This is a genomic window from uncultured Arenimonas sp. (genome assembly GCF_963976025.1).
In the GTDB taxonomy this organism is placed as follows: Bacteria; Pseudomonadota; Gammaproteobacteria; order Xanthomonadales; family Xanthomonadaceae; genus Arenimonas.
The window spans coordinates 1-23,496 of record NZ_CAXBJS010000026.1 but is presented as its reverse complement, the minus strand read 5'-3'; the positions used below and the strand labels follow the sequence as shown (position 1 = coordinate 23,496).

The following is a 23,496-nucleotide window of genomic DNA, read 5'->3' as shown; positions in this document are numbered from 1 at the left end:
CCCGGACGAAAACTTCGACAAGGTCGTCCCCCTGTACCTGGCGGCCCGCGCCGGCCAGGCCTTCCACGGCCCGGACCTGGTGGTCGCCGCGGAAAAAGCCGGCCTGGTCTATGGCCACATGAACATCTTCCACCGCCTGGTCGACAACCACCCCGAGCAGGGGCCGGTGTTTTCGGTGGCCAACCTGGTCAAGCCCGGCTCCTTCGAAATGGCCGGCATCCAGGACCTGCGCACGCCGGGCATCAGCTTCTTCATGGCGCTGCCGGGGCCGCTGCCGGCGCTCGACGCCTGGGACGCGATGCTGCCCACGGCCCAGCGCATGGCCGAACTGCTCGACGGCGTGCTGCTCGACGACGCCCTGGGTCGCCAGCGCATCGCGCACATCCGCGAAGACCTGCGCAACTACGACCGCAAGCAGACCAAGTGGGACCTGCGCACCACGCGCTGAGGCCGGCACCATGACCGACGCGGCCAAGCGCATCGCCGCCCTGCGCCTCGCGCTCGAGGACGCCAACCACCGTTACCACGTGCTCGACGACCCGGCGATCCCGGACGCCGAGTACGACGCGATGCTGCGTGAACTGCAGGCGCTTGAAGAAGCCAACCCGGAACTTCGCACGCCCGACTCCCCGACCCAGCGCGTCGGCGCCGGCGTGCTGCCCGGCTTCGAAACCGTGGTGCACGAAGTGCCCATGCTCTCGCTCAACAACGCCTTCAGCGAAGAGGAAGTGCGCGAGTTCGTGGCGCGCATCACCAGGGAGCTGGGCGAAGCCGATCCCGTTTTTTCCGTCGAACCCAAGCTCGACGGCCTGGCGATCAGCCTGCGCTACGAGAACGGCCACTTCGTGCGCGGCGCCACCCGCGGCGACGGCGCCACCGGCGAAGACGTCACCCAGAACCTGCGCACCATCCGCGCCATTCCGCTGAAGCTGCGCGGTCCCGCGCCGCCCGCCGTGCTGGAAGTGCGCGGCGAGGTTTACATGCCGCGCGCCGGCTTCGAGGCCTACAACGCCCGCATGCGCGAGACCGGCGGCAAGGTGCTGGCCAACCCGCGCAACGGCGCCGCCGGCTCGCTGCGCCAGCTCGACCCGAAGCTGGCGGCCGCGCGACCGCTGTCCTTCTACGCCTACGGCCTGGGCGCCACCGGCGACTGGCCGCTGCCGCCGCGCCATTCGGCACTGCTGCAGGCTTTGAAGGCCTTCGGTTTCCCGGTTTCGCCCGAAGTGTCGGTGGCCTGCGGCGCCGACGGCCTGCTGGCGTATTACGAAGGCATCGGCGCCCTGCGCGACAGCCTGCCGTACGACATCGACGGCGTCGTCTACAAGCTCGACCGCCAGGACCAGCAGAAGGCCATGGGCTTCGTGTCGCGGGCGCCGCGCTGGGCCATCGCGCACAAGTTCCCGGCCCAGGAACAGACCACCACGGTCGAGGCCATCGAGGTCCAGGTCGGCCGCACCGGCGCGCTGACGCCGGTGGCGCGGCTGGCGCCGGTGCAGGTGGCCGGCGTCACCGTCACCAACGCCACCCTGCACAACGCCGACCAGATCGCCCGGCTCGACGCGCGCGTGGGCGACGAAGTCATCGTGCGCCGCGCCGGCGACGTCATCCCGGAAGTGGTGCGCGTGGTCGAAGACCGGCGCCCGGTGGACGGGCAGGGCAGGCCGCTGCACGCGCCCTGGGTGTTCCCCTCCGAATGCCCGGCCTGCGGCTCGCACATCGAAGCCGTTCGCAAGGTCCTGAAACAAACCAAGGCCGGCGTCGAATACGCCGAAGGCGCCACGCTCATCTGCACCGGCGGCCTGGTCTGCCCGGCGCAGCGCAAGCAGGCGCTGGTGCACTTCGCCTCGCGCAAGGCCATGGACATCGACGGCCTGGGCGAACGTTTCATCGAAGCCCTGGTGGATTTTGGCTACGTGCGCACGGTCGCCGACCTGTACACGCTGGGCCTGGACGACTTCCTGGAAATGAAGCGCCGCGCCGACGAATCCGACGGCACCGTCCCTGAAACCGTCAAGGCCGGCAAGGTGGCCACGCGCTGGGCGGAAAACCTGGTCGCGGCGATCGCCGCCAGCAAGACCACCACGCTTGAGCGCCTGCTGTTCGCGCTGGGCATCCGCGACGTCGGCGAGTCCACCGCACGCACGCTGGCGCGCTGGTTCGGCGCGCTCGACCCCATCATGTCCGCCAGCCTGGAAAGCCTGGTCGAGATCCCGGACATCGGCCCGGTGGTCGCCGAACGCATCGTCGGGTTTTTCGCCGAACCCCATAACCTCGAGGTCATCGCCGCCCTCCGCGCGGCGGGCGTCAGCTGGCCCGAAACCGGGCCGCAGCGCGCCGCCGAAGGTCCGCTGGCTGGCCAAACGGTGGTTTTGACCGGTTCGCTGGACGCGATGAGCCGCGACGAGGCCGGCAACCGCCTGCAGGCCCTGGGCGCCAAGGTCGCGTCCAGCGTTTCCAAGAAGACCAGCTTCGTGGTCGCCGGCGAGGCAGCGGGCTCCAAACTCGAAAAAGCCACCGCCCTGGGCGTGGAGGTCTGGGACGAGGCCCGGCTGCTGGCTTACCTGAACGAGCACGAAGCGCAGTGACCCGGATCACGTCCCGGCCGGCGGCCGGGGCGTAAAGTAACGGCCATGAAAAACAGCAAGCCCACCGCCCACGCCCGGGCCCTGCGCCTGCGGGCCGACCTGTATGCCCTGATCCGGCGGTTTTTCGCCGAACGCGAGGTGCTCGAGGTCGAGACCCCGATGCTGTCGATGGCCGGCAACACCGACCCGAACATCGAAAGTTTCCAGCTTGAATTCACCGGCCCGCGTTCGGCCGGCGCCAGCAGCCGCTGGCTGCGCACCTCACCCGAATTCCCGCTCAAGCGCCTGCTGGCCGCCGGCATCGGCGACTGTTACGAGCTGGGCCGGGTTTTCCGCAACGGCGAGGCCGGCGTGCGCCACAACCCGGAATTCACCATGCTCGAGTGGTACCGGGTCGGCTGGGACCACCACCGGCTGATGGACGAAACCGCCGAACTGCTCAAGGCCGCGCTGGCCCTGGCCGGACGCCGGGCGACGGTGCGTGATACCAGCTTCCGCCAGCTGTACCTGGACAAGTTCGGCTTCGACCCGATGTCGGCACCGGAAGAAGAACTGCGCTCGCCGCTGGGTGTCTACGACATCGACCCGGCCGGCCTGACCCGCGACGACTGGCTGGACCTGCTGATGACCCACCTCATCCAGCCGTCCATTCCGGCCAGCCGCATCCTGCTGGTTTACGACTACCCGGTCAGCCAGTGCGCGCTGGCGCGCATCCGCCCGGGCACGCCGCCGGTGGCCGAACGTTTCGAGGCCTACCTGGGGCCGCTGGAGATGGCCAACGGCTACCACGAGCTGACCGATCCGGACGAACAGCGGGCCCGCTTCGAACTTGACCTCGCGCGCCGGCGCGCCCGCAACGCCGCCGAACCGGCCATCGACGAACGCCTGCTCTCCGCACTGCCCAAGCTGCCGGACTGCGCCGGCGTGGCGCTGGGCGTCGATCGCCTGCTGATGGCCCTGCTGGGCACCGAAAAGATCGCCGACGTGCTGGCCTTCCCGTTCGAGCGCGCATGAACGTTTTCTGAGCGCGGCGCGGCGAATGGCCCCGGATTGACCGGGTATTCAGTCCCGCGAACCTAAATTGGGCCACGTCGGCGCCCGGTCCGGCGTGACGGAGACAGCCCATGAACCGACTTATCGTATCCCTGCTGCTGGCGGCCGTGGCGCTGCCTGGCGTGGCCCAGGCGCGCGACCGCTACGACGACTACCGTCATGGCCCGCAGGTGCTGCGCTGCGAATCGATCAAGCAGCGCGACCGCTACTGCCCGGTGGATACCCGCGGCGGCGTGCGCATCGTGCGCCAGGAGTCACACGCCGACTGCGTGCTCGGCCGCACCTGGGGTTATGACCGCGGCGGCGTCTGGGTGACCCGTGGCTGCCGCGCCCGCTTCGAGGTCGGTGGCCGCGCCTACGCGCAGGGCCCCTACGACGGCCGCTACGACCCGCGCTACCGGGGTCGCGATGATCGTCGTTACGGTTACGGCCCGCCGCCGGCGCGCCTGCTGCGCTGCGAATCGCACGACAACCGCGCCAACTTCTGCCGCGTGCCCGGCGGCCTGCGCGAAGCCAACATCGAACGCCGCCTGAGCAAGGCCGGCTGCGACTACGGCTATTCCTGGGGCTTCCGCCGCGACGGCGTCTGGGTGGACCGCGGCTGCCGCGCCGACTTCGTCGTTTTCTGAGGTTTCGCCGGTTTCTTCGAAGGCGCCCGCTTCCTGGCGGGCGCCTTCTTGCTGGCCGGTTTCCGGGTGCCGGCGCTCACGGCCGTGCGCGGCAGGGCCAGGCTGGTGAGCTGCCGGCCCAGCGTGGTCGCCAGCTTCAGCGGCGGCATCGCCAGCGACAGGGCTTCGGCGCTCCAGGTCTTGAGCGTCGAGGGCGCCATGTTCAGGGCGCTGGCCAGGGGTTTGGGCAGCCAGTCGGCGCCGGCCTTGCGCAGCCGGCAGACGCTGTCCGCGTAGCGCCCGGCCGCCCAGGTTTCGGCGACGGCGTGCACGGTGGCGGTGACCAGCGGCTCGAGCGGCGTGTAACGCATCAGCGGCGCGCTGAGCGCATCGGGCAGCCAGCCACGCAGCAGGCTGCGCAGGCTTTCGCGCGTGGCCAGCGGGCTGAGCACGGCCTGGGTCTGCGCCACGGCCAGCACGCCTTCGACTTCCCAGGCGGCGGGCTTGAGGCGGTAGCGGCGATAGATTTCCTCGACCACCGCGCGCTGCGTGGCCTGCGCCGATTCGCGGCTGCCGACGAAGCGCAGGCCCGAGGGCAGCAGCGGCCGCAGCAGCGGCAGGCGGTCGAGCACCACCTGCATGGCGGCGCCGGCGCCGGCGCGCACGCAGGCGCCATGCAGCAGGGTTTCGATACCCGAGTCGGGGAGGGCGGTGCCGGCGGTCCGGCGGCTGGGACGGCTTGCCATGGCCGCAGGATAACGCGATGGCCGGCCGGCGTGGCTTGGTAAACTGCGCATCCGCACCCGCCACGGCAGTTCCCATGGACTTCGACCGCTACGACCGCATCCGCCCGATCCGCTGGATGGGCGACCACCTGGCGCTGCTCGACCAGCGCAAGCTGCCGTTCGTGGTCGAAGACGTGGCCTGCGCCGACAGCGACGCCGTGGCGGCCGCCATCCGCGACCTGGTGGTGCGCGGCGCGCCGGCGATCGGCATTTCCGCGGCCTGGGGCGCGGTGCTGGCCGGCCGCGGCATCGAAGCCGGTGACGGCGCCGAGGCGCTTTCGAAGCTGGCCCCGGCGCTGGACCGGCTGCAGGCCGCGCGCCCCACGGCGGTGAACCTGATGTGGGCGCTGGCGCGCGTGCGCCGGGCGCTGCGCGTGGCCGGCGACAACTGGCGCGAGGTGCTCGAGTGCGAAGCCCGCGCCATCGAAGCCGAGGACCTGGCCGCGAACCGGCACATGGGCGCCCTGGGCGCGGCGCTCATCGAACCCGGCAGCGGCGTGCTGACCCACTGCAATACCGGTTCCCTGGCCACGGCGGGCTTCGGCACGGCGCTGGGCGTCATCCGCGCCGGCGTGGCCGAGGGCCGCATCGCCCGGGTATTCGCCAGCGAAACCCGGCCCTGGCTGCAGGGCGCCCGCCTCACGGTCTGGGAGCTTCTGCAGGACGGCATTCCCGCCACCCTGGTCGGCGATGGCGCGGTGGCCCACCTGATCAAGGGCGGGCAGGTGCAGTGGGTGATCGTCGGCGCCGACCGCATCTGCGCCAATGGCGACGTCGCCAACAAGATCGGCACCTACTCGCATGCCATCGTCGCCCGCCACCACGGCGCCCGCCTGATGGTGGTGGCGCCGTCGTCCACCGTGGACATGGAAACGGCCTCGGGCGAAGACATCGAAATCGAGATGCGCGACCCCGACGAACTGCTGTCCGTGGGCGGCGTGCGCATGGTCGCCGAGGGCGTGCAGGCCTGGAACCCGGTGTTCGACGTCACCCCCGCCGCACTGGTGGACGCCATCGTCACCGAGCGCGGCGTGGTGCACCAGCCGGACGCCAATCGCATGGCGGCCATGTTCGGGGCCCAATCGGTCGCCTAAGTGCTTGTTTTTGGCCGTCTAAACCGCCCCGCCAGAGGGCGGTTTCTGGTATGATTCCGGGCTACTGAAACGCCTGCCCACAGGCTCTGGAACGGAATCACGAATGGCAGACCTCGCGAAGGAAATCATCCCGGTCAACCTCGAAGACGAGATGCGCAGGAGTTACCTCGATTACGCCATGAGCGTCATCGTCGGCCGCGCCCTCCCGGATGTCCGCGACGGCCTCAAGCCGGTGCACCGCCGCGTCCTGTTCGCGATGAACGAACTCGGCGCGCACAGCAACAAGCCCTACTACAAGTCGGCGCGAATCGTCGGTGACGTCATCGGTAAATACCACCCGCATGGCGACCAGTCGGTGTACGACACCCTGGTGCGCATGGCGCAGCCGTTCTCGCTGCGTTACCTGCTGGTGGACGGCCAGGGCAACTTCGGTTCCGTCGACGGCGACTCCGCCGCCGCCATGCGTTACACCGAAGCGCGCATGTCCCGGCTCACCCACGAGCTGATGGCCGACATCGACAAGGACACCGTCGATTTCCAGCCCAACTACGATGAAAAGGAACAGGAGCCGACGGTCATGCCGGCGCGGTTCCCGAACCTGCTGGTCAACGGCTCGGCCGGCATCGCGGTCGGCATGGCCACCAACATCCCGCCGCACAACCTGGGCGAAGTGATCGACGCCGTCATCGCGCTCATCGAAGACCCGGAAGCCAGCATCTCCGACCTGATGCAGTACGTGCCGGGCCCGGACTTCCCGACCGCCGGCATCATCAACGGCGCCGCCGGCATCCACGCCGCCTACCATACCGGCCGTGGCCGCGTTCGCATCCGCTCCAAGGCCGAGGTCAACGAGGACAACGGCCGCGAAGCCATCGTCGTCACCGAGATTCCCTACCAGGTCAACAAGGCCCGCCTGATCGAAAAGATCGCCGAGCTGGTCAAGGAAAAGAAGATCGAAGGCATCTCGGAGCTGCGCGACGAGTCCGACAAGGACGGCATGCGCATCTACATCGAGGTCAAGCGCGGCGAGTCGGCCGAGGTCGTGCTCAACAACCTGTACCTGCAGACGCCGATGGAGTCGGTGTTCGGCATCAACATGGTGGCGCTGGTCGACGGCCGGCCGCAGATCCTCAACCTCAAGCAGATGCTCGAGGCCTTCGTGCGCCATCGCCGCGAAGTGGTCACCCGCCGCACCATCTTCGAACTGCGCAAGGCCCGCGCCCGCGCCCACATCCTCGAGGGCCTGACGGTCGCGCTGGCCAACATCGACGAGATGATCGAACTGATCAAGACCTCGGAGAACCCGGCCGTCGCCAAGGAGCGCATGCTCGCCCGCACCTGGCCGCCCGGCCTGGTCGGCGCGCTGCTGGCCGCCGCCGGCGCCGACGCCTCGCGTCCCGAAGACCTGCCCGATGGTGTCGGCATGCAGGCCGCGGGTTACCAGCTCACCGAGACCCAGGCCCAGCAGATCCTCGAGATGCGCCTGCACCGCCTCACCGGGCTGGAGCAGGAAAAGCTCACCGAAGAATACAAGCAGCTGCTCGAGGCCATCCGCGCGCTGATCGAGATCCTCGAGAACCCCGAGCGCCTGCTGCAGGTGATCCGCGAGGAACTGCAGTCGCTGCGCGCCGAATACGCCGACGAGCGCCGCACCGAAATCCGCCCGAGCGAAGAAGACCTCGACGTGCTCGACCTGATCGCGTCCGAAGACGTGGTGGTCACGCTGTCGCACACCGGTTACGCCAAGCGCCAGCCGCTCACCACCTACCGTGCGCAGAAGCGCGGCGGCAAGGGCCGTTCGGCCACGGCGATGAAGGAAGAAGACTTCATCGACCGCCTTTGGGTGGTGAACACGCACGACACGCTGCTTACGTTCACCAGCACCGGCCGGGTGTTCTGGCTCAAGGTCTACCAGCTGCCCGACGCCGGCCCGAACGCCCGCGGCCGTCCGATCATCAACTGGATCCCGCTGCAGGAAGGCGAGAAAGTGCAGGCGGTGCTGCCGGTGCGCGAGTTCGACGAACAGCGTTACGTTTTCTTCGCCACCCGCGACGGCACGGTCAAGAAGACGCCGCTGTCGGACTACTCGCGTCCGCGTTCCACCGGCATCTGGGCCATCAACCTCGACGAGGGCGACGGCCTGGTGGACGTGCAGCTCACCGACGGTGAATGCAACGTCATGCTGTTCGCCAGCAACGGCAAGGTCGTGCGCTTCGACGAGGGCGAGGTCCGGCCGATGGGCCGCACCGCCACCGGCGTTCGCGGCATGCGCCTGAAGGACGACGGCGAAGGCCAGGCCGCCAAGGTGGTCAGCATGATCGTCGTCGACGGCGATGGCGACATCCTCACCGCCAGCGCCAATGGTTTCGGCAAGCGCACGCCGGTGTCGGAGTTCCCGCGCAAGGGCCGCGGCACCCAGGGCGTGATCGCCATGCAGGTCTCCGAGCGCAACGGCACCCTGGTCGGCGCGATCCAGCTGACCGAAAAGCACGAAATCCTGCTCATTTCCGACCAGGGCACCCTGGTGCGCACCCGCGCCGCCGAGGTCAGCCAGGTCGGCCGCAACACCCAGGGCGTCACCCTGATGCGCGTGGGCAAGGACGAAAAGCTGATCGCGGTCGAACGCGTGGACGTGCTTGAAGTCGACGCCGAAGCCGACGACGGCGGTGGTCTCGAAACCGGCCCGGCCGGCGATGCCACCACCGAGGGCGACCAGCCCGGCGCCTGAGCCGGGCAGGGGCCCGTGAAAGGACGGGTCGCGCGGAACTCTCCGCGCGACCTGTACCCTAAGCCCGGAATCCCATGGAGCGCCTGATGATCCTGACCCGTCCCGCCGCGGCCCTGCTGGCCGCCTGCCTGGCCGTCGCCCCGAGCCTGGTTTCGGCCGACCCTGCCTCGTCCCCCTCCGTGGTCGCGCCCGACGCCCGCACCATCGGCGCGGCCCGCGACAAGGTGCTGCCGGTGGTGGTCAGCATCCTGACGGTGCGCGAGGACTTCAAGCAGGGCGAGCCGGTGCTTACCGTGTCGTCAGGCAGCGGCACCGTGGTTACGCCCGAGGGCCACGTGGCCACCAATGCCCATGTCACCCAGAAGGGCCGCAGCTTCCGCGTCGTCTTCGCCGATGGCCGGGAGCTGCCCGCGCGCCTGGTCGGCACCGACACGCTGTCGGACCTGGCCGTGCTGCAGGTCCAGCCGCCGAAACCGGAAACCTTCGCCCACGCGCAGTTCGCCGACACCCTGGACCTGGCGCCGGGCGATACGGTGCTGGCCATGGGCGCACCCTGGGGCCTTTCCAATTCGATGAGCGCCGGCGTGGTGAACAACCCGCGCCGCCTGCTGGTTTCGCTGTTCGACGATGAAGCCGACTACGAAGACCGCCTCGGTGCCGACGAACCAACCGGCCGCTATTACGCCTGGATCCAGCACGATGCCGCCATCGCCCCGGGCAACTCCGGTGGCCCGCTGGTGGATCTTTCCGGCCGCATCGTCGGCGTCAACACCCGCGGCATGATCTTCGGCGGCGACCTGGCGTTCGCCATCCCCGGCCCCGATGCCCGCGACGTCGTCGAGGCACTGATCGAACGCGGCGAGATCAAGCGTTCGCACCTGGGTTTCCGCCTGCGTTCGCTCAAGGGCACCGGCGAAGAGCAGGGCGTGCTGGTGAATTCGGTCGAACGCGGCTCGGCCGCCGAGAAGGCCGGCCTGCGCGCCGGCGACCGCATCGTATCGGTGGACGGCGCTGCGGTGAACGCGCTGCAGCCGGTGGACGTGCCGGCGCTGCAGCGGCGCATCGCCGAGCTTCCCATCGGTGCCGACGTGCGCCTGGGCATCGCCCAGGGCGACCAGCGCCGCGAACTCAAGCTCACCACCCGCGCCCAGCCAGAGGACCGCGGCGAAGAACGTGCCTTCGCGCCGTTCGGCGCCTCGCTGGCCGAGCTCACCGCGGCCATGGGCCGTCGCCGCAATCTCGAGGGCGAGCGCGGCCTGCTGGTCACCGGCCTGCGCCCCGGCGGCCCGGCGGCGATCGCGCGTCCGGCGCTCGAAGCCGGCGACCTGCTGGTCAAGGTCGATGGCAAGCCGGTGCCGGACCTGGCGGCGCTGGACGCCGTGGCCGGTGAGCCGCCGCCGGAAGGCCGCCCGCTGGTGGTCGAATACCGCCGCGGCCCCGAGCGCCGCATCGCGCTGCTGGTGCCCAAGCACGGCGACCAGATGCGGGTGCCGCTGCCGGAGCTGGACAAGGCCTGGTCGGGCGTCGAAGTGCAGCCCATCACCACGTCGCTGGCGCGCGAGCTTGGCCTGCCAGGCCCCGGTTTCCGCATCACCCGCGTCTACCCGGGCAGCCCGCTGGGCGAAGCGGGCGCGAAGATCGGTGACCTGCTGACCGCGATCGACGACGTTCCCCTGCGCGCCGGCAACGAAACGTCCGACCTGCCTTTCCACCAGCGCGTGCGCGACCTGGCGGTCGGCCAGCAGGTCACCATGCAGGGCAGCCGCGGCGACAAGGAACTGGCGCTGAAGGTCGCGCTGCGCGCCGCGCCGGCAAACACCGCCTCGCTGCGCACCCTGGCGCTGACCCGACTGCGCGCGCAGACCCGCGAGCTGGGGTTCTTCGACCGCGCGGCCCGCGACCTGCCGGCCAGCCAGCAGGGCGTGATGGTCGACGGCGTCGAAGCCGGCGGCCCTGCCGGCCTGGCCCACCTGCAGCGCGGCGACATCATCGTGCGCCTGGGCAAGCAGGCGGTCACCGACCTGGGCAGCCTGCGCACGGCGCTCGACGCCGCGCTCGAGAACGGCAATGGCCGCGTCATCCCCGTGCAGGTGCTGCGGGGCGCCGAAACCCGCATCCTTTACCTTGAACGCTACTGGCTCACGGAGACCCGCTGATGCTCTTCCGCCTGCTTACCCTGGCCCTGCTGCTGGGCTCGATGCCACTCCAGGCCGCGACCGCGGACGAGGAGTTCGACGATTACCGCGAGATCTTCGCCATGCTCGGCGAGCGCCATGCCGACGCCGTGGTGACGGTGAAGTTCGTGATGTCGGTAACCAACTCCGGCAACGAACAACGCGTCGAGGACCGCACCCAGGCCGTGCTGGTCAGCGCCGACGGCCTGCTGCTGGTGCCCGAGCGCACCATCAGCCTGGACTTTTCGAGCTTCCAGGAAGGCTCGCAGGGCGCGCCGGTGGCCAAGTCCAGCGACTTCCGGGTCCGCCTGGCCGGCAGCGACGAATGGCGCCCGGCCGACCTGGTGACGCGCGACAGCGCCCTGGGCTTGGCCTGGCTGCGCCTGCGCGACCCGCAGGGCGAACTGCCCTTCATCGACCTCTCGCGTGGCACCCCGGCCAAGCCGGGCATGGCGTTTTTCTCCGTGCTGCGCACCTCGGACGAATACGGCGGCGTCGCCGTGTTCCGCCCCGGCCTGGTGCTGGGCGAAACCCATACGCCGACCTTCCGCCTGCTGGTGGACGGCGTGCCGGGCCTGGCGTTTTCGCACGAGGGTCTGCCCATGGGCTACGTGGACGTGGACCTGGCCCAGCTGATGCGTTCGCGCAATACCGGCATCGGCATGGACATGGCCGACATGGTGCTGCGCATGATCCCGGTGGAAAAGGTCGCCGCCGCGACCGCCCAGGCGGCAAAGTTGCCGATCGCCGGCGAATAAACCCGCGCGGGCCTTGGCCGCCCGCGCACCGGCCTATACTGCGCGGGTCCCCCGTGGAGCCAGGCCATGCCCGTTCAATCCGTGCTTCGCCGCATCGCGGCGATCATCCTTGTCGCCACTGCCACGCTGCTGGCCACCGGCTGCCAGCGCGATGCCGGCCAGGTGCCGGAACTGCAGGGCGGCGCACCGGTGGATACGCGCACCGGCACGGATGAATTCGCGCTCGAGGGCGCGGGCCACGGTCGCCACGACGGCGCCACGGCCATCGAACTTCGTTTCACCCGGCCACTGGCCGCCGGCCAGGCCTTCGACGAACGCATCGCGGTCACCGGCGCCGACGGCGAGGTGGTGAAGGGCAGCTGGGTGCTGGACGACAGCGCCAGGGTGCTGCGTTTCCCCTACGTCGAAGCCAGCCGCAAGTACCGCGTCCGCCTGCGCGGCGCGCTGGCCGCGGCCGACGGCAGCACCCTGGGCAGCGACATCGAACGTGAGCTCGACACCGCGCCGGTGGATCCGGCCGTGGGCTTTGCCTCGCAGGGCAGCGTGCTGCCGGCCCGCGATACCCGCGGCCTGCCGGTGGTGTCGGTGAACGTGCCCGAAGTGGACGTCGAATTCCTGCGCGTGCGCGAGTCCGAGATCGCCAACTTCTTCGTCAGCTACCAGCGCGGCGGCCGGCGCGGTGGCTGGGACCTGTCCGACAGCCCCTGGCAGGACCGCGTGGCGATCACCCGGGTCGCCGAGCCGGTCTACCTCAACCGCTTCGTGCTGGGCGGCGCGCAGAACGAACGCCGCGTGTCCTACCTGCCGGTGCAGAACATCGCCGAGCTGCAGAAGCCCGGCGTCTATTTCGCGCTGATGCGCCGGGTCGGCGCCTACGACGAAGAATACGAAACCGCGATCTTCTTCATCAGCGACCTGGGCTTGCACCTTCGCGCCTACGGCGAGGAAGTGTTCGTGCACGCGGCCTCGCTCAAGTCCGGCGACCCCGCCGGCGACGTGCAGCTTGAAGTGCTGGGCCGCGACGGCAGCGTCGTGGTCGCCGCCCGCACAAATGCCGCCGGCAACGCCCGTGTGGCCTACACGCTCGATGCCGGCCACGTGCTGGTGGCCCGCAGCGGCAACGATGTCTCGGTGCTGCCGTTCAACCAGCCGGCGCTGGATCTTTCCGAATTCGCCGTAGCCGGGCGCGCCCAGGCCTGGTTCGACGTGTTCGCCTGGTCGGGTCGCGACCTGTACCGCCCCGGCGAAACCTTGCGTATTTCGGCGCTGATGCGCGATTACGACGGCAAGGCGGTCAAGCCGCAGCCGCTGTTCCTGGCGCTGCGCCAGCCCGATGGCAAGCTGTACCTGGAAACGAAGCTGGTGCCGGGCGAGGGCGGTTATTACGAATGGCAGCAGGCCTTGCCGCCGGAAGCGCCGACCGGTCGCTGGCGGGTCGAATTCCGCACCGCGCCGGGGGCAAAGGAAGTCGTGCAGGGCCTGAGCCTGCGCATCGAAGAATTCCTGCCCGAACGCATGCGTCTCGACCTCGATGCCCCGGAAACGCTGGCCCCCGGCGAGGCGCTGGCCCTGGCCGTCGACGCGGCCTACCTCTACGGTGCGCCCGCGGCCGGCAACCGGTTCACCGCGCGCCTGTCGCTGTCGCCGGCCCTGCATCCGGTCGAATCCTTGCCCGACCACCACTTCGGCGATCCCGGCCTGGCGATGCCGCGGGAGCCGCGCGACGTGGTCGACGCCAAGCTCGATGCCAAGGGCAGGCTTGCCGAAAAAATCGCGCTGCCCGAGGAAGTCGCCAATCCCGGCGGCCCGGTGTCGGTGCTGGTGGCCGGCAGCGTGTACGAAAGCGGCGGCCGGCCGGTGACCCGCACCCTGGCCCGCAGCCTGTGGCCGGCGCCGGTGCTGGTGGGCGTGCGGCCGCTGTTCGACGTCAAGGAAGGCGCGCCGGCCAACGGCAACGCCGGCTTCGAGGTGCTGCGCAGCAATTCCGCCGGTGAACTGGCCGAAGGCACGTTGGAAGTGAGCCTGGTGCGCGAACACCGCGACTACCACTGGCGTCGCGACGACAGCGGCTGGGCCTTCGAATTCACCGCCCGCCACGAAACCGTCGAGACCCGCGAACTGGCCGCACGTGGCAACGGCGGCACCCGCATCGATTTCCCGGTGGAGTGGGGCGAATACCGGCTTGAAGTCCGCGACCCGGCCACCGGCCTGGTGACGCGCCTGCCCTTCGTGGCCGGCTGGAGCTGGGACAACCAGAACCGTGGCCTCGATGCCCGCCCCGACAAGGTGAAGCTGGCGCTGGACAAGACCCATTACCGCGCCGGCGACCGCCTGGTGGTGACGGTGACGCCGCCGCAGCCGGGCCCGGGCCTGCTGCTGGTCGAATCCGACCAGCTGCTGCACGTGCAGCCGCTGGAAGCCAAACCCGGTGCAAGTTATGAACTCGAGGTCACCGAAGCCTGGGAACGCCACGATGTCTACATCACCGCGCTGGTGCTGCGCGGTGGTTCGGCGCTGGAAAAAGTGACCCCGGCGCGTGCGGTCGGCGTGACCCACGTGCCCATGGACCGCGGCGAGCGCCGCATCGAGGTCAGCGTCGAGGCGCCGGAACTTGCCGAGCCCGAAGCCGACCTGCCGGTGACCGTGTCCGCGCCGGCGCTGGCCGGGCAGACCGCCTGGGCGACGATTTCGGCGGTGGACCTGGGCATCATCAACATCACCCGCTTCCCGGTGCCCGATGCCGCCGCGCACTTCTTCGCGCAGCGTCGCCTGGGCGTCGAGGCCCACGATCTTTATGGCCGCGTGATCGAGAGTTTCGAAGGCGAATCCGCGCGCCTGCGCTTCGGCGGCGACATGGCCCTGGCGGCCCTGCCGCAGGCGCGTGGACCTGTTCGCCGGACCGGTGAAGCTTGATGCCCAGGGCCGAGCGACGGTGGCGCTGCCGGTGCCGGACTTCAACGGCACGCTGCGGGTGTCTGCGCTGGTGTATGGCGACGAGCGTTATGGCCAGGCCAGCACGGAAAGCGTGCTGCGCGCGCCGGTGCTGGCCGAACTCAGCGCGCCGCGCGTGTTGGCGCCGGGTGACCGCAGCACGGTCACGATCGACCTGCAGAACTTCACCGGCAAGGCCGGCGAATTCAGCCTGCGCCTGGGCACCGACGGGCCGCTGGCGGTCACCGGTGGCGCCCGCAAGGTGACGCTGGCGCCCGAAGCCCGCCAGACGCTTACGTTCCCGCTGACGGCCACCGAAGGCGTTGGCTTGGGCCTGCTGAAACTGCAGGTCGAAGGCGGCGGCCATTCGGTCAACCGCGAATTCGACCTGCCGGTGCGCCCGGCCTGGGGTTCGGTGGCGCGTTCGCGCGCGCAGTCGCTGGCCCCGGGCGCCACGCTGGCCCTGGACGCCAGCCTGGCCGAAGGCCTGATGCCGGCCACGGTGTCGGCGCGGCTCACCCTGGCCGCGCAGCCACCGGTGCCGTTCGCGCAGGCCCTGCGCGAGCTGCTCGACTACCCCTATGGCTGCGCCGAGCAGACGCTCAGCCGCGGCCACGCCGCGCTGCTGCTCGACCAGGAAACGGCCGCCAGCCTCGACCTGGCCGGCCTGGCCCAGGACGAACGCCGGCGCCGGCTCGAAACCAGCATCAGCCGCCTGGCGGCGCTGCAGGCCGACAGCGGGCACTTCTCGATGTGGGGCGGCAGCGACACCTCGCCGATCCTGACGCCGGCGATCGCCGAGTTCCTGCTGGCCGCGCGCGATGCCGGCTTCGCGGTGCCCGAGGCGATGCTGCAAAAAACCCTGGAGCGGCTCAACGAAGACCTGCTCTCGGGTGGCCTGCCGTTCTACGCCTACGACCAGTCCGAGCACCTGCGTTTTGCCTACCAGGCCCAGGCCGGCCTGGTGCTGGCCAGCCTCAACCGCGCGCCGCTGGGCACGCTGCGTGCGCTGCACGACAACCAGCGGCAAAACTCGCTCACCGGCCTGCCGCTGGTGCAGCTGGGCCTGGCGCTGTCGCTGCAGGGTGACAGCGCCCGTGGCGACGCCGCCATCCGCGAAGGCCTGGCCAAGGCCTCGAAGCGTCCGCGCTGGCTGGGCGACTACGGCAGCGACGTCAGCGACCAGGCCCTGGTGCTGGCGCTGCTGCGCGAACACGGGCGCGATACGGACGGCCAGGATGAGCGACTGCTGGCCCTGTCACGCGACCTGCAGGCACGCGGCAGCGGCAGCCCGGCCTGGTACAGCACGCGCGAGCAGATCGCCCTGGCGCGCCTGGGACGGCAACTGGCGCTCGACGGCGAGCGCACCTTCGCCGGCACCCTGGTGGCCGGTGGCGAAAGCAGCGAGCTCACGCCCGACCGCGTGCACGTGCGCAGCCTCGGCCATGCCGAGCTCGCCGCCGGTGTGCGCTTCACGGCGAAGTCGGAGGCGCCGGTGTTCAGCATCCTCGATGTCGCCGGCATCCCGCGGCGCGCGCCGGAGTTCGACGACAGCGCGATCAGCGTCGTGCGCAGCTGGCACAACCCCGACGGCAGCCCCTGGAAGCCGGGGCCGCTGCGCGAAGGCCAGGTGCTGGTGGCCGCGCTGCGCATCGAAGCGCGCGAGGCCATGCCCGACGCGCTGGTGGTCGATCGCCTGGCCGCCGGCCTGGAGATCGAAAACCTCAACCTCAGCGACCCGGAACAGTGGAACGGGGTGACGATCAACGGCATCACGCTGTCCGAGCGCGGTTTCTCCGCCGACCTGGCGCACGAGGAGTACCGCGACGACCGCTACGTGGCGGCGCTCAAGCTCTACCCCGGCCAGGCCGCGCACCTGTTCTACCTGGTGCGGGCGGTGACGCCGGGCACCTACGCGGTGCCGCCGCCGCAGGCGGAGGACATGTACCGGCCGGAACTGCGCGGGACCGGTCGCGCCAGCCCGGCCACGGTGACCGTCGGACCGCCCTGAGTGGCCGGCCGCCGGCTGCTGCTGGCCCTGGGCCTGTGGCTGGGCGGCTGGTGGCTGGCCGACCGCCTGCTGCCGCCGCCGCTGCCCGGCAGCGGTGGCGCCACCGTGGTGCTGGCCGCCGACGGCACGCCGCTGCGCGCCTTTCCCGACCGCGAGGGCACCTGGCGTTATCCGGTGACGCCGGACGAAGTCTCGCCGTATTACCTGCAGGCGCTGCTGGGCTACGAAGATCGCTGGTTCCAGCGCCACGGCGGCGTCAATCCGCTGGCCCTGGGCCGCGCCGCCTGGCAGCGGCTGCGGCATGGCCGCGTGGTGTCCGGCGGTTCGACCCTGACCATGCAGGTCGCGCGCATCCTCGAGCCGCACCCGCGCACGGTCGGCGGCAAGCTGCGGCAGGCGCTGCGCGCGCTGCAGCTGGAGTGGCGCCTGGACAAGGACCAGATCCTGGCGCTCTACCTCAACCATGCGCCCTTCGGCGGCACCGTGGAGGGCGTGGAGGCCGCCAGCTGGGCCTACCTGGGTAAATCCTCGCGCGAACTGTCGCGCGCCGAGGCGGCGCTGCTGGCGGTGCTGCCGCAGGCGCCCAGCCGCCTGCGGCCCGACCGGCACCCGGAAGCGGCGCGGCTGGCGCGCGACAAGGTGCTCGACCGCCTGGCCCGGCAGGGCGACTGGAGCCGCGCCGAGGTCGACGCCGCGCGCATCGAACCGGTGGTGTCCCGGCGCCTCCGGCCGCCGATGCATGCGGCGCTGCTGGCCCGGCGCCTGCACGCCGCTTTCCCCGGCGAAGGCCGCATCCGGAGCACGCTCGACGCCGACCTGCAGCGCAGCCTGGAAGCGCGCCTGGCCGCCTATTTCGCACCGCTGCCCGAGCGCAGTTCGGCGGCTCTGCTGGTGGTGGACAACGCCACGCTGGAAGCCCGCGCCTATGTGGGTTCGCTGGATTTCGCCGATGACCAAAGGCTGGGCCACGTCGACATGGTGCGGGCCGTGCGTTCGCCGGGCTCGACGCTCAAACCCTTCCTGTACGGCCTGGCCATGGACGACGGCCTGGTGCATTCGGAAAGCCTGCTGCTCGATGCGCCGCAGTCCTTCGGCAATTACCGTCCGTCCAACTTCGACCCGACCTTCAACGGCCCGGTGTCGGTGGCCGAGGCGCTGCGGCTGTCGCTGAACGTGCCGGCCGTGGACCTGCTCGACCGCGTCGGCCCTGAGCGTTTCACCGCGCGCCTGGCGCACGGCGGCGTCGGCCTGCGCCTGCCGCGCGGTGCCAGGCCCAACCTGTCGATCATCCTGGGCGGCACCGGCACGCGCCTGGAAGAACTGGTGGGCGCCTACGCCGCCTTCAACCGCGCAGGCCTGTCAGGCGAAGTGCGCTACACCCCGGACGCGCCGCTGCGCGAACGCCGGCTGCTTTCGGAAGGTTCGGCCTGGATCGTGCGCGAAATCCTGGAACAGCATGGCCGCCCCGGCCTTCGCGACGGCGTGGTGGACGCCTCGCGGCGCCAGCGCGTGGCCTGGAAAACCGGCACCAGCTACGGCTTCCGCGACGCCTGGGCGATCGGCAGCACGACCCGTTACACGGTGGGCGTCTGGGTGGGCCGGCCCGACGGCACGCCCCTGCCGGGCCAGTATGGGGCGATCACGGCACTGCCCCTGCTGTTCGAGGTGATCGACGGCCTGCCGCGCGACCCGCGCGACGGCCAGCGCCCGCCGATGCCGGCGAGCGTGGAAAAACGCGAGATCTGCTGGCCGCTGGGCCTGCCGCCGGACCCGCAGGCACCCGGGCTTTGCCACCGCCGGCGCGAAGCCTGGACCCTGGCCGGCCAGCTGCCGCCGACCCTGCCCGAACGCGAGGCGCGCACCTGGGGCGCGGGGCGCCTGGTGATCGACGTCGACGCGCGCAGCGGCCAGCGGCTTTCCGCCAGTTGCCGGGGCGATCCGGAGCGCAGCCGCCGCGAGATCGCGCGCTGGCCCAGCCTGGCCACGCCCTGGCTGCCGGCGAGCGAACGAAAAGCTTCGGCCATTCCGCCGCTTTCGGCCGACTGCGCGCCGGACGCGCTGGCGGGCCTGGAAAACCTGCGCATCGACGGGCCCGCCGAAGGCAGCCTGCTGGCGCCGCCGCCGGGCAGCAACCGGCCGCCGACGCTGCGCCTGCGCGCGCTGGGCACGGCGTCACGGGTGCAGTGGCTGGTGAACGGGCGCCTGGCCGGGGAAACCCGCGGCCAGGGCAGCTGGACGGTCAGCTTTGAACAAGCCGGGCCCCAGCACGTGACCGCGCTGGCGGATACCGGCGCCTGGGCCGAACTCAGGCTGCGCGTGCTTGACTAGGCCGCGGGCAGCTGCGCCAGCACGTAGTCGGCGGCCGAGACCTTGAATTCGCCGGGCGCTTCGACGTGCAGCTGCTTCACCACGCCGTCCTCGGCGTACAGGGCGAAACGCTTCGCGCGAAGGCCCATGCCGAAGGCGGTGGCGTCGAGCTCCAGGCCCAGGGCCTGGGTGAAGGCGCCATTGCCGTCGGCCAGCATGTGCAGGTCGGCGGGCACGTGCTGGTCCTTGGCCCAGGCGCCCATGACGAAGGCGTCGTTGACCGACAGGCAGGCCACCTCGATGCCACGTTCGCGGAAGGCGGCCATGTTTTCCACGTAGCCGGGCATGTGCTTGGCCGAACAGGTCGGGGTGAACGCGCCCGGCACGGCGAAGAGCACGACTTTCTTGCCGCCGAACAGCTCGTGGGTGTCAACGGCCTGGACCCCGTCGCGAAGTACGTTGAGGGTGGCCTTGGGAATCTTGTCGCCGACCTGGATGGTCATGGGGGGGCTCCGGAGTGGGGTGGGGTGGGGCGGAATGGCGCGCAACGTCTGGTTATATCGGAAGGCCCGTGGAAAGCAAATGGGTGATTAACCCCATGCCGGGCCCGGGGCTTGAAGCCGGGACGGGCGTCCCTATTTTCCTGGCATGGCGGCCCCGCGCCGCCGCAACCACGGAGACAAACCATGAGCCTGATCCGCTATTCCGCCAACCAGCCGCGTGCCCTGCAGGACGAGATCAAGCAGGTGTTCGACAAGTTCTTCAGCGGCGAGGCCGATGATGCTTCCAGCGTCGTGACGAGCCAGTGGATGCCGCGTGTGGACATCAAGGAAGAAGCCGACCGCTTCCTGATCCTGGCCGACCTGCCGGGCGTGGACCCCGGCGAGATCGAGGTGCAGATGGACAAGGGCATCCTGTCGATCAAGGGCGAGCGCAAGACCGAAGCGGTCACCGAATCCGAGCGCTACTCGCGCGTCGAGCGCGCCCACGGCGTGTTCTACCGGCGCTTCGCGCTGCCCGACAGCGCCAATCCCGAGGGCGTGACCGCCACCGGCAAGCACGGCGTGCTCGAGATCGCCATTCCCAAGCGGCCCGAGACCACCCCGCGCCGCATCCAGGTGTCGTGATGCCCCTGCGTGGGAGCGGCTTCAGCCCCGATGCCCCAGCCTGAGTAAACTGGACCCGCGGCCCTCGCGGGTCCTCTCTTTCCAAGGCCAGACCATGCAGTTCAAGGACTACTACGACACCCTCGGCGTCGAGCCGACGGCCGGCGAGGCGGAAATCAAGACCGCCTACCGCCGGCTGGCGCGCAAGTACCACCCGGATGTCAGCAAGGAAGCCGGGGCCGAGGAGCGGTTCAAGGCCATCAACGAGGCCTACGAAGTGCTGCGCGACAAGGAAAAGCGCGCGGCCTACGACCAGCTCAAGTCGCAGGGCTACCGCCCGGGCGAGGATTTCCGGCCGCCGCCGGATTTCGGCGCCGGCGGGTTTGGTGGCCAGGGCTTCCGCTTCGAGCAGGACTTCGGCGGCGGCGGTTTCAGCGATTTCTTCGAGTCGCTGTTTGGCGGCGGTGCGCGGCCGCGGGGTCGTCCCGAGCCGCCCGGCGACACCCGCGCGAAGCTGGCGATCCCGCTGGAGCTGGCCTACTCGGGCGGCAAGCAGCGCATCGAGGTGGACGGGCGCAAGCTCGAGGTCGGCATCCCGGCCGGCATCAGGCCGGGGCAGGTGATCCGGCTGGCCGGGCAGGGCCGCCATGGCGCCGACCTCAAGCTCGAGATCGACTACCGCCCGCACGCCGAATTCGAGGTGGACGGCCGCAACGTGCTCTACACCCTGCCGGTGGCGCCCTGGCAGGCGGCCCTGGGCACCACCGTCAGCGTGCCCACCCTGGGCGGCACGGTGGAGCTGCGCGTGCCGGCCGATTCCGACACCGGCCGCAAGCTGCGCCTGCGCGGCCGCGGCCTGCCGGGCAAGCCGGCGGCCGGCGACCAGATCGTCGAGCTCGAAGTGCGCGCGCCCAAGGCAAGCACCGACGCCCAGAAGGCCCTGTACGAACAGATGGCCGAAGCCTTCGACTTCGACCCGCGCCGGGCCTGAAAACAGAAAGGGCCCCGCGGGGCCCTTTCTTGTTGCAGTTCGGGGAAATCAGCCCGCGGAGAGCAGGCCGTTGATGACCTCGATCAACTGGGCTTCGTTGAAGGGCTTGGTGATGTAGGCCTTCGCGCCCTGGCGCATGCCCCAGACCTTGTCGGTCTCCTGGTCCTTGGTGGTGACCAGCACGATCGGGATGTGCGCGGTGGTCGATTCCTTGGAAATCGCCCGGGTCGCCTGGAAGCCGTTGAGGTTCGGCATCACCACGTCCATCAGGATCAGGTCGGGGACGTTGGCCTTGGCGGCTTCGACGCCGGCGGCGCCGTCTTCGGCGGTCAGGGCTTCGTGGCCCAGCTTTTCAACAATGCGCTTCATGCCCATCAGCTGGGACGGGGAATCATCGACGATCAGGATGCGTGCCATGAATGGGCCTCCAACAGGTATGGGGATTGTATGCCGGGGGGGCGGTCAGGGTGCAACCCGGGTCAGATACGGACGACCGTTCGTCCGAAGGATTGGCCGGCCAGCATGGCCGGGAAAACCTCGGGAAGCGTGTCCAGCGTGGCTTCCCGCGTGCAGATGGCGTCCAGATGCGCCGGTTTCCACGGGCCCGCCAGTCGCTCCCACACCTGCTCGCGCTGGGGGCGCGAGGTGCCGGCCGAGGCGATGCCGAGGATGGAAACGCCGCGGATGATGAAGGGCATGACCGTGGTATTGAGCGCGTGGCCGCCGGCCAGGCCACAGGCCGCGATGTTGCCGTAGGGCGAAATGGCGCGGCTGAGCCCGGCCAGGGTGTCGCCGCCGACGCTGTCGATGGCGCCGGCCCAGATGGCGGTTTCCAGCGGCCGCTGGCCCCAGTGCATGTCCTTGCGGTCGAGCACCTGCTTCGCACCCAGGCGGGTCAGGAAGTCGAGCTGGTCGAACTTGCCGGTGATGGCGTGGGCTTCGTAGCCGGCGCGGGTGAGGATGTCGATGGCCAGCATGCTGACGCCGCCGGTGGCGCCGGTGACGACCACCGGGCCCATGGCCGGGGTCTGGCCGTTGGCCTCCATGCGCAGCAGCGACAGGCCGGCGGTGAAACCCGCCGTGCCCAGGATCATCGCCTCGCGCAGGCCCAGGCCCGCCGGAAGCGGGATGGTCCATTCGGCCGGCAGCCGCACGAATTCGGAATAACCGCCGTCGCGGGTTTCCGACAGGCCCGAGCCGGTGCACAGCACCGGGTCGCCTTCCCGGAAACGCGGGTCGGTGGAGGCCACCACGTGGCCGGCGACGTCGATGCCACCAACCAGCGGGAAACGCCGCAGGATCTTGCCCTCGCCGGTGCCGGCCAGGGCGTCCTTGTAGTTGACGCTGGACCACTCGGCCCGCACCACTACTTCGCCCGGCGACAGGTCGTCGAGGCCGACCTGTTCGATGCCGGCGCGATGACCGCCTTCGCCGTGGATGCGGAACGCACGGAAGCTGGCGGGCACGGCCACGGCTCAGTTGGCCTTGTGGATGGCGCGCTTGTCGACCGCCATGGCGGCGTCGTGGATGGCTTCCGAAAGCGTCGGGTGGGCGTGGCAGATGCGCGCCAGGTCCTCGGCCGAACCGTGGAATTCCATGGCCAGCACGCCTTCGTGCACCAGCTCGGAGACGTTCACGCCGACCAGGTGCATGCCCAGGATGCGGTCGGTTTCTTCGTGCGCGATCACCTTCACGAAGCCCGCCGGTTCGCCCATGGCGACCGCACGACCAACGGCCGCGAACGGGAAGCTGCCGGTCTTGAACGGGATGCCTTCGTCCTTGAGCTGCTTTTCGGTCTTGCCGACCCAGGCGATTTCCGGCTCGGTGTAGATGACCCAGGGCACGGTGTCGAGGTTGACGTGGCCGGGCAGGCCGGCGATGAGTTCGGCGACCGCGATGCCTTCCTCGAAGCCCTTGTGCGCCAGCATCGGGCCGCGCACGCAGTCGCCCACGGCCCAGACGCCGTCGACGCTGGTCTTGCAGTGTTCGTCCACTTCGACCTGGCCGCGCTCATTGAGCTTCACGCCGCTGTCGTCGGCCAGCAGGCCCTTGGTGGCGGCCTTGCGGCCCACGGCGACCAGCAGCTTGTCCACGACCAGGGACTGGTCGTCCTTGCCGTCGTTGTAGGTCAGGTGGACTTCGTTCTTCTTGACCTCGGCCTTGCTGACCTTGGCGCCGAGCTTGATGTCCAGGCCCTGCTTCTTGAATTCCTTGAGCGCGACCCGGGCGGCTTCGGCATCGGCCGCGGCCAGGAAGTCGGGCATGGCCTCGAGGATGGTGACCTCGGCGCCCAGGCGCTTCCAGACGCTGCCCAGCTCCAGGCCGATGACGCCGGCGCCGATCACGCCAAGGCGCTTGGGCACGG

General features: G+C 70.3%; 18 protein-coding genes. 13 read left to right on the top strand and 5 right to left on the bottom strand.

Going from position 1 to position 23,496, the window contains the following annotated elements; all coding sequences use genetic code 11:
• The 4 genes from zipA to AACZ35_RS03415 form a co-directional block, all read left to right on the top strand.
• Positions 1 to 448 (top strand): cell division protein ZipA (gene zipA / locus AACZ35_RS03430; RefSeq protein ID WP_339826124.1); only part of this gene is annotated, 448 nt, incomplete at its 5' end.
• Between the two features lie 10 nt (positions 449 to 458).
• Positions 459 to 2,585 carry an NAD-dependent DNA ligase LigA gene (ligA, locus tag AACZ35_RS03425; protein ID WP_339826122.1) on the top strand — a complete coding sequence of 709 codons (2,127 nt, stop codon included), beginning with the start codon at positions 459 to 461 and terminating at the stop codon, positions 2,583 to 2,585.
• 45 nt (positions 2,586 to 2,630) lie between these two features.
• The gene (epmA, locus tag AACZ35_RS03420) at positions 2,631 to 3,599 is read left to right on the top strand and encodes an EF-P lysine aminoacylase EpmA (protein WP_339826120.1); all 969 of its coding nucleotides are present in this window, start codon (positions 2,631 to 2,633) and stop codon (positions 3,597 to 3,599) included.
• Positions 3,600 to 3,709: 110 nt separating this feature from the next.
• The gene (locus AACZ35_RS03415; protein WP_339826118.1) at positions 3,710 to 4,267 is read left to right on the top strand and encodes a DUF3011 domain-containing protein; all 558 of its coding nucleotides are present in this window, start codon (positions 3,710 to 3,712) and stop codon (positions 4,265 to 4,267) included.
• Here the strand turns inward: AACZ35_RS03415 and AACZ35_RS03410 are convergent.
• Positions 4,195 to 4,992, bottom strand: coding sequence for a hypothetical protein (locus AACZ35_RS03410; protein WP_339826116.1), 798 nt, complete (start codon positions 4,990 to 4,992; stop codon positions 4,195 to 4,197). The two genes, AACZ35_RS03415 and AACZ35_RS03410, sit on opposite strands and share 73 nt — an antisense overlap.
• Positions 4,993 to 5,066: 74 nt before the next feature.
• Between AACZ35_RS03410 and mtnA the strand changes: the two genes are divergently transcribed.
• From mtnA to pbpC, 7 genes are all read left to right on the top strand, one after another.
• On the top strand, positions 5,067 to 6,125 hold the full coding sequence (gene mtnA, locus AACZ35_RS03405; RefSeq protein WP_339826113.1) for an S-methyl-5-thioribose-1-phosphate isomerase: 1,059 nt from the start codon (positions 5,067 to 5,069) through the stop codon (positions 6,123 to 6,125).
• A 103-nt stretch (positions 6,126 to 6,228) separates the two neighbouring features.
• Positions 6,229 to 8,853 carry a DNA gyrase subunit A gene (gene gyrA, locus AACZ35_RS03400; protein WP_339826111.1) on the top strand — a complete coding sequence of 875 codons (2,625 nt, stop codon included), beginning with the start codon at positions 6,229 to 6,231 and terminating at the stop codon, positions 8,851 to 8,853.
• A gap of 86 nt (positions 8,854 to 8,939) precedes the next feature.
• Positions 8,940 to 11,009, top strand: a complete 2,070-nt coding sequence (locus tag AACZ35_RS03395) for a PDZ domain-containing protein (RefSeq protein WP_339826109.1) — start codon at positions 8,940 to 8,942, stop codon at positions 11,007 to 11,009.
• Complete coding sequence (locus AACZ35_RS03390) at positions 11,009 to 11,785, top strand: hypothetical protein (protein WP_339826106.1); 777 nt, start codon at positions 11,009 to 11,011, stop codon at positions 11,783 to 11,785. The genes AACZ35_RS03395 and AACZ35_RS03390 overlap by 1 nt, the downstream gene beginning before the upstream one ends.
• A 66-nt stretch (positions 11,786 to 11,851) precedes the next feature.
• Positions 11,852 to 14,698 (top strand): MG2 domain-containing protein, encoded by a 2,847-nt coding sequence (locus AACZ35_RS03385; protein WP_339826103.1) that lies wholly within the window; start codon positions 11,852 to 11,854, stop codon positions 14,696 to 14,698.
• On the top strand, positions 14,667 to 16,727 hold the full coding sequence (locus AACZ35_RS03380; protein ID WP_339826100.1) for an alpha-2-macroglobulin family protein: 2,061 nt from the start codon (positions 14,667 to 14,669) through the stop codon (positions 16,725 to 16,727). Before AACZ35_RS03385 ends, AACZ35_RS03380 begins: the two co-directional genes overlap by 32 nt.
• Before the next feature lie 15 nt (positions 16,728 to 16,742).
• Positions 16,743 to 19,055, top strand: coding sequence for a penicillin-binding protein 1C (gene pbpC, locus AACZ35_RS03375; protein WP_339826126.1), 2,313 nt, complete (start codon positions 16,743 to 16,745; stop codon positions 19,053 to 19,055).
• Here pbpC and AACZ35_RS03370 read toward each other — a convergent pair.
• A complete protein-coding gene (locus AACZ35_RS03370) occupies positions 19,052 to 19,537 on the bottom strand; it encodes a peroxiredoxin (RefSeq protein ID WP_339826097.1) in 486 nt (161 codons plus the stop codon). The two genes, pbpC and AACZ35_RS03370, sit on opposite strands and share 4 nt — an antisense overlap.
• Positions 19,538 to 19,720: 183 nt before the next feature.
• Between AACZ35_RS03370 and AACZ35_RS03365 the strand changes: the two genes are divergently transcribed.
• Positions 19,721 to 20,161, top strand: coding sequence for an Hsp20/alpha crystallin family protein (locus tag AACZ35_RS03365; protein ID WP_339826095.1), 441 nt, complete (start codon positions 19,721 to 19,723; stop codon positions 20,159 to 20,161).
• A 94-nt stretch (positions 20,162 to 20,255) separates the two neighbouring features.
• A complete protein-coding gene (locus tag AACZ35_RS03360) occupies positions 20,256 to 21,131 on the top strand; it encodes a DnaJ C-terminal domain-containing protein (RefSeq protein ID WP_339826092.1) in 876 nt (291 codons plus the stop codon).
• A 48-nt stretch (positions 21,132 to 21,179) separates the two neighbouring features.
• On the opposite strand, the gene AACZ35_RS03355 is transcribed toward AACZ35_RS03360, so the two are convergent.
• From AACZ35_RS03355 to AACZ35_RS03345, 3 genes are all read right to left on the bottom strand, one after another.
• Entirely contained in the window at positions 21,180 to 21,548 is a 369-nt protein-coding gene (locus tag AACZ35_RS03355) for a response regulator (protein ID WP_339826090.1), read from the bottom strand.
• A 62-nt stretch (positions 21,549 to 21,610) separates the two neighbouring features.
• A complete protein-coding gene (locus AACZ35_RS03350) occupies positions 21,611 to 22,603 on the bottom strand; it encodes an oxidoreductase (protein ID WP_339826088.1) in 993 nt (330 codons plus the stop codon).
• 3 nt (positions 22,604 to 22,606) lie between these two features.
• Positions 22,607 to 23,496, bottom strand: an 890-nt coding sequence (locus AACZ35_RS03345; protein WP_339826085.1) for an FAD-dependent oxidoreductase, incomplete at its 5' end; no start/stop codon positions are given.

What these genes read in the sequence shown, in the direction of transcription:
- ligA (WP_339826122.1), top strand. Translation starts at nt 459, where the DNA reads ATGACCGACGCGGCCAAGCGCATCGCCGCCCTGCGCCTCGCGCTCGAG.
- epmA (WP_339826120.1), top strand. Translation starts at nt 2,631, where the DNA reads ATGAAAAACAGCAAGCCCACCGCCCACGCCCGGGCCCTGCGCCTGCGG.
- AACZ35_RS03415 (WP_339826118.1), top strand. Translation starts at nt 3,710, where the DNA reads ATGAACCGACTTATCGTATCCCTGCTGCTGGCGGCCGTGGCGCTGCCT.
- AACZ35_RS03410 (WP_339826116.1), bottom strand. Translation starts at nt 4,992, where the DNA reads ATGGCAAGCCGTCCCAGCCGCCGGACCGCCGGCACCGCCCTCCCCGAC.
- mtnA (WP_339826113.1), top strand. Translation starts at nt 5,067, where the DNA reads ATGGACTTCGACCGCTACGACCGCATCCGCCCGATCCGCTGGATGGGC.
- gyrA (WP_339826111.1), top strand. Translation starts at nt 6,229, where the DNA reads ATGGCAGACCTCGCGAAGGAAATCATCCCGGTCAACCTCGAAGACGAG.
- AACZ35_RS03395 (WP_339826109.1), top strand. Translation starts at nt 8,940, where the DNA reads ATGATCCTGACCCGTCCCGCCGCGGCCCTGCTGGCCGCCTGCCTGGCC.
- AACZ35_RS03390 (WP_339826106.1), top strand. Translation starts at nt 11,009, where the DNA reads ATGCTCTTCCGCCTGCTTACCCTGGCCCTGCTGCTGGGCTCGATGCCA.
- AACZ35_RS03385 (WP_339826103.1), top strand. Translation starts at nt 11,852, where the DNA reads ATGCCCGTTCAATCCGTGCTTCGCCGCATCGCGGCGATCATCCTTGTC.
- AACZ35_RS03370 (WP_339826097.1), bottom strand. Translation starts at nt 19,537, where the DNA reads ATGACCATCCAGGTCGGCGACAAGATTCCCAAGGCCACCCTCAACGTA.
- AACZ35_RS03365 (WP_339826095.1), top strand. Translation starts at nt 19,721, where the DNA reads ATGAGCCTGATCCGCTATTCCGCCAACCAGCCGCGTGCCCTGCAGGAC.
- AACZ35_RS03360 (WP_339826092.1), top strand. Translation starts at nt 20,256, where the DNA reads ATGCAGTTCAAGGACTACTACGACACCCTCGGCGTCGAGCCGACGGCC.
- AACZ35_RS03355 (WP_339826090.1), bottom strand. Translation starts at nt 21,548, where the DNA reads ATGGCACGCATCCTGATCGTCGATGATTCCCCGTCCCAGCTGATGGGC.